General features: G+C 32.4%; 4 protein-coding genes. 1 reads left to right on the top strand and 3 read right to left on the bottom strand.

Features of this window, described 5'->3' with window-relative positions; genetic code table 11:
• Position 1 precedes the first annotated feature (1 nt).
• Entirely contained in the window at positions 2-1,555 is a 1,554-nt protein-coding gene (gene nusA, locus ACQ4M0_RS06355) for a transcription termination factor NusA (RefSeq protein ID WP_438456404.1), read from the bottom strand.
• A gap of 87 nt (positions 1,556-1,642) precedes the next feature.
• Positions 1,643-4,717 (bottom strand): efflux RND transporter permease subunit, encoded by a 3,075-nt coding sequence (locus ACQ4M0_RS06360; protein ID WP_213863680.1) that lies wholly within the window; start codon positions 4,715-4,717, stop codon positions 1,643-1,645.
• A gap of 161 nt (positions 4,718-4,878) precedes the next feature.
• Here ACQ4M0_RS06360 and ACQ4M0_RS06365 point away from each other — a divergent pair, with 161 nt between their 5' ends.
• Positions 4,879-5,529 carry a hypothetical protein gene (locus ACQ4M0_RS06365; RefSeq protein ID WP_007302791.1) on the top strand — a complete coding sequence of 217 codons (651 nt, stop codon included), beginning with the start codon at positions 4,879-4,881 and terminating at the stop codon, positions 5,527-5,529.
• A 3-nt stretch (positions 5,530-5,532) separates the two neighbouring features.
• On the opposite strand, the gene ACQ4M0_RS06370 is transcribed toward ACQ4M0_RS06365, so the two are convergent.
• Entirely contained in the window at positions 5,533-6,270 is a 738-nt protein-coding gene (locus ACQ4M0_RS06370; RefSeq protein WP_007302792.1) for a glutamine synthetase, read from the bottom strand.
• Between the last annotated feature and the right edge of the window lie 325 nt (positions 6,271-6,595).

Below are 6,595 nucleotides of genomic sequence, written 5' to 3' on the forward strand. Positions count from 1 at the left end.
TTTATATTAATCCAAGCTTTTTACGTGCTTCTATGATTATTAAATCTGCTGTATCTTTTAGATTGTCTTTATTATTAGTTGAGGAAGAGAGTATGCTACAAAACTCATAATTTGATAAATCTGCTATGTCCTCTAAAGTTTTAATATTATGTTTACTAAGAGCAATTTTATTATCTATTGATAAGGCTAAGTTGATTACATCGTCTTCCATACCTAAATTTTTTAGCTCTTCTATTTTTCTATCATTCTCTGCTTTCAGGTAATTATTTGCTCTATTATGAAGTTCATTTGCAATATCTTCATTGAAGCCCTCTATTGAAGCAAGTTCCTTAATTGAAGTGTTAGATATATCTTCTACACTTGAAAAACCTTCTGTTACCAATAATTGGCCCATAATCTCTTCTAAGTTTAAAGCTTCAGCAAATAAAACTGAACATTGACTAAATTCTTTGTTTCTTCTTTCTGATTCTTGCTGAGTGCTTAATATCTCAATTTTCCATCCAACAAGCTCTGAAGCTAATCTTACATTCTGACCCTTTTTTCCTATAGCTAAACTCAATTGATCTTCAGCAACTATTAACTCTATACAATTTTCATTTTCGTCAATAATGACCTTTGATACTTCTGCAGGAGTAATGGCTTTAATAACAAATTGACCCAAATCTGATGAGTAATGTATGACGTCGATTTTTTCACCGTTTAATTCGTGTATAATAATTTTTATTCTATCTCCTTTAACTCCAACGCAAGCACCTACTGGATCGATATTCTTATCAGATGAAAAAACAGCAACTTTAGATCTTGAACCAGCGTCTCTAGCTATACCTTTAATTGTTATCAATCCGTCAGCAACTTCTGGTACTTCTTGATTCAACAATGCCTCTAAAAAGCCTTCATGAGTCCTAGAAAGAATGATTTGACGTCCATCGTCAGAGCGCTTAACAGCCTGTATGTAAGCTTTAACCTTATCGCCTTCACGAAATGACTCACCACCAATTAAGTTTCGTAAAGGGAGGTATGCTCCAATTCCGTTTATGTCTATAATAAGATCTGAATATTCTACTTGTTTAACGATGCCATACCTCATTTCTCCTACCTTATCTTTAAATTCCTCATATTGCTTTTTTAACTCTTCATTTTTGATTATTTCAGAAATCTTTTGCTGGGCAATTCTTGCTGAAACAAGATCAGTGTTAAGAGAAATCAACTCACTAATAGTATCTCCAACTTTTGCATCTTCTTTTATTAACTTAGCTTGTGTCAACTTAATTAAGTCACACTCATTTTCATTTGATTCATCATTAATGACTTTTAGTTGTCTATATGAGGTAACTTTGCCTGTGTTTCTATCTATATTAACTACAATTTTACTTTTGCTACCATACTTTTGTTGAGCTACTGCTTCGATAGCACTTTTAAGTGCATTTATTATAATATTAAAATCCAAACCTTTTTGAAGTGAGAGCTCTCCCGCTGTTTTTATTACATCAAGGCTTCCAACTATGTTATTCTTGTTGCTTTTCTGCTTAACACTGCTTTTACGATTAGCAATCATATAAATAAATCCAATTTAATTAGTTATAATTATAGCTTCAACAGGTAAAGAACGCTATCTTAAATGTTAAATGATTGCTAATTTAAGTCAAGTTTTTTCATGTCTTTGTATGATAAGCAATGCCGGAGTAAAGAATAAAGTTAAGACCGTTGCAGCCAATATTCCACTTGCTATGGTTGCTGAAATATCAACCCACCACTGGCTTGATGGAGCATCATATGTGATTTGTAGCGTAAAAAAACTGATATTTAACCTAGTAATCATCGGTATTAAACCAAGAACTGTAGTTGCAACGGTAAGTAGTATTGGCCTGATGCGAGAAATTGAAGCGTTTATTATACATTGCTTAATGTTATTTTTGCGCACCTTAATTTGCTGATGAAAGGCATCAAGCAATAGTATATTATTATTCACTATAATTCCTGCTAAAGCAATTATCCCCACTCCACACATGACAACTACAAAAACTTTCTGAATAAGAAAGAAAATGAAAAATACACATGTTGTTGATAAAAACACTGCTGTCATTACGATAAATGTATAGTATATGTTGTTAAACTGTGCCACTAGCACCAATATCATCAATGTAATTGCTAATATAAAAGCCTTTAATAAAAATGCTCCTGATTTTTGTTGATCTTCCTTATCACCTTTGAAATCAATCTTTACTCCTTTACTACAGTCTTGAGTAATCGAATTTTGAATGAACTTAACTCTTTCATCAACAAGATAGCCAGTATCAACGTCAGCAGAGATTGTTACTGTGCGTGATCCATCAATCCTACTTAGTTTATTTGCCTTTTTTTCGGGAACGTATTTCACTATGCTACTCATAGAATATGGTCCATTTGCTGTATTAATAAAAAGGTTATCTATAGTTTTCATGTTGCGATTCTTTCTGGGAAAGCGTAGTACAATATCAATTTCTTCATCTGCGTTATTTGGTCTATATTTTCCAATTAATACTCCATTTGTAACCATCTTTATAAAATCACCGATGGTTGCAACACTTACTCCAGAGCTTGTAGCCTTACTCTTATCAATACTCATATTCCACTCTATTTCAGGTGCTGATCTACTATCTTGAATATTTATAAATCCAGATGAAGGTTGGTCCATAATTTTTAGGATTTTCTCTGCTACTGAATTCAAGTTGGATGCACTTCCGCTTAAGTTAATTTGTATTGGCTTGTCAGCTGATGGTCCTGACTTTTGTTCCTGTACATCAATTATTACTCCTTTTATGTTTTGTACACTACTCCTTATATCATTTAGTATTTGCGTAGCTTTGCGCCTGCAGCGCCAATCTACAAGTTCCAATTGAATTTTGGCAATAACGTTGTCTGAAAATTTTCCTGATCGAGCATAAAAAACATAAATTTCCTTTTCAACACCCAAAATACGTTCTTCTACTTTCTTAAGTATCAAATCTCGTTCTTTGGCTGATAAGCTTTCTTTTACTTTAACGCTGATTAAAATGTTATCTGAATCTACATTCGGAAAGAACTTTAATCCAGGACCAAAAGTAAAATATAATATACTAGACAAAAATAAAACAAACACAACAACACATACAAATTTTTTGGGGTGATCTAAGACTTTCTCTAACATACGTACATAAGTTCTTATTATAAGCCCAGTATTTTTTACCTCACCACTTTCTATAGCACTCATTCTTATTATTTCTTTTTTTGAAGTTATTGAAGGTTTACCAAATATTGCACCAAGTGTTGGTATAAAAACCAAAGCCATAATTAGCGATCCAGTTAAAGTTAGAATTATTGTAATTGGTATGTACTGCATAAATTTACCGACTGTATCGGGCCAGAGTAACAGAGGGAAAAACACTGCTAATTTAGTCAATGTTGATGATAAAACTGGATAAAACATATCATGAACTGAGGTGCAAAAGGCTTCTACTTTATCCATGCCACAAATCATCTTTCTATCAGCATATTCGCTGATTACAATTGCATCATCAACCAGCATGCCAACTGCCATAATTAAACTGAAGAGCACAACTATATTTAGAGTAATACCCATGAGGTAAAGAGCCATTATTCCTATTAGAAAGGAGCCAGGTATTGATAGTGCAACAAGAATAGCAGCCCTTGTTCCCATAAAGAGCATTATTATGGTTAATATTAGTAATACGGCAAATATTATACCATTTTCCAAGTCGTCAAGCACATCACGTACATTTTTTGACTGGTCATTCAAATAAACTACTTTTAAATTTTCAGGTAATTGATCTTTTGCTTTGTCCATTAAGTATTTTACTTGATTTACCGTGTCTATTATGTTTTTTCCATTACGTTTTGAAATTTCTAGTACAATGCTAGGTAGTCCATTAATACGAGCAAATCCTTGGTGATCCTCAAACCCAAGGTATACTTTTGCTATATCTTTGATTCTCAAAACTGCATCACTTTGAGATCTAATAGGAATATTCATAATATCTTCTATGTCTTTTAATAACCCTGATATTTTAATCGAATATTTACCGGTATCATTTTCTAGTGATCCGGCTCCTACCAATCTGTTGTTGTTTGATATAGCTTGAAATATCTCATTTGATTGAATGTTATATTTTGTTAGAACTGTGGGCTCAATTATAACTTCCACTGTTTCTTTACGCATACCTGCTACTTCAACTTTAAGAACATTTGGCAGAGATTCTATTTCTTTCTTTAGTTTGCGTGCTATTTCAGTTAAAGTTCTTTCCGGCAAATTACCAATCAAGCCAACGTTTAGTATCGGAAATAAGCTCAAGTCTATTTCATTGATTATCGGAGATTCTGCTTCAATAGGTAATTTTGATTTTATGTTTAAAAGCTTTGAACGGACATTATCGAGCACTTCTTTATTATTATACTCTGTTCTAAATTCGATTATCATGTGAGCACCATCATTAGTTGCAAAAGCTCTCAATTCTTTTACACCTTCGATGGATCTTAGTTCATTTTCTATAGGAAGCACTAATAGCTTTTCACTATCCTCGACAGAAATACCAGGAAACCCGACAAATACACTAATTATAGGAATCTGTATATCAGGATTGCTTTCTCTTGGCATCTTTATATAAGTGTATGAGCCGAAGGTAAAAATCACGATAAGCAATAATATTACTGTTCTATTCCTCTCTACAAGTAAGCTTTTCATGCCAAACATTATACGTATTTATATCATATTATAGCTAAGATAAATTATATATTAATTAATCCTCATATAGCTTTATGTAAATGATTAAAATTTTTACAGTTTTGCAAGCGTAAGAAAATTTCTATATAATATGACTTTAGTATGGTATTTGAGGGATTATTGTGGTAGCAGTTTTAAGTGTGATAGAAGGCAAGAATAAAGCGATCGTATCTGGGTTGGTTGGTGTTTCATCAACTTTAGTATTTTTAACAATGATTCACATTGCTGCAAAGATAGCCATTATAGTTACTGCTGCTGCAGTTACTTACGCATTACTTTCATTGCTTAATAAAGCAAGACCTAAGTCTGTTAAAACTGATGATATGTCAGAAGATGAAGGGTATAGCAGTGTTGATGAAGGTGAAGAAAAAGATACCGTAAAAGAACCAAAAAGAACTGAAACTGAGCTAGAAGAAGAATTAAAAAATAAAAGAGCAGAAGAAGAAATGAAAAATGGACTACCTAAACATATGGATTTCAAAGGTAATTCACTTTCTAAAAGTGCTGATACTACAGATAGTCATTTCGTTTCTAGTGCTACAAATATTGTTATGGAACCTTTACCTAAACACATGGATGCACTTGGTAATCCACTTCCTGAGCAGCCACCGAGCAACCTTACCAATATAGGGCTTGGATCATCTAAAAGTACGCAGAAACTATCTGCTGCAGACTTACTATTACAGTATGGGAATGTAAATAATGATGTGAGGAAAGTGCTAGAATGGCCAATTACCTCAAAGGAGTTTAATGGGTTAGGGTTTAACAGGTAGTTGCTATATCAAACTCTCCATCTTATATTGAGGATCAGATGCAATGCCATACACTCTATTTGGCGGAGCAATTTTGTTCTCTATACCAAAAACTATACCTTCAATTATTGCTGTGAGTACTTTTTCAAGGTTACAATCTGCTCCAGGAACACGGTGCTCTAGGCGGCATCTTTTGGAATCGTTGCCAAAATAGGGAATTCTTATCGCAGCAGTTCTGTTATTCACTCCCCAACTAATCGTAGTTGGAGTATGAATATCTGGGTACTGAAATCTTAAATATGAATCATCATTTGGAGCAAAAAACAACATATGTTTTTTCATCATTGCACATAATCCACCTATGCTGTGAATCAGGTGGTCACTATATTTTTGCTTATTGCCATAAAATAAGTTATTATTATTTGAATCCATGAGGCTAACATGTACATTTAGTGCGCTGCCTGCTCTATCCAAATAAGGTTTTGCTTTAAAAGAAACATTACCATCGAACTCTTGTGCTGTTCCAATCAGTAATTTTTTTACTAACTCAAAATGCATAATTAAATTATCAGGACTCGTATAACAATCACTTTTTATCTCGTATTGGTTTAAAGAACTCTCTTTCTCACAAAAAAATCCAAGAGAAGCTATTTTATTTTTGATGCTATTCAGAAATAAATATTCTTTTTTTATTCCCTCAGTGTAAAACTCCAGTTCAATACCGAATACAGTATTATGACTCAAATTACTTAATATAATCACAAATTTACTTCAATAAATTTATACTAAATCAGCTATATTTATACAAGTACTTTACTTATTTATCAGTAAATTTAATATCTTATTTATACATAATATATTACTATTTTTTAATAACATACTTCTAATCCTCGGTACAAGCGACATTTACAAATTGATTGTTTTTATTTCAAAAAAATGATCAATTTTAGTGCTTTTATACTCTTTACAACTCGTCAAAAAATCCTCATAATTTTAGATATGTATTAAGTAGTTTAGCTTTTTATCTTACAGCAAGCTATTGATTATCTTGCATCTTTCTGATTATTGTTCTTTCTTGGTGTGGTAT

The sequence above is a fragment of the Wolbachia endosymbiont of Kerria lacca genome, assembly GCF_051602725.1.
In the GTDB taxonomy this organism is placed as follows: Bacteria; Pseudomonadota; Alphaproteobacteria; order Rickettsiales; family Anaplasmataceae; genus Wolbachia.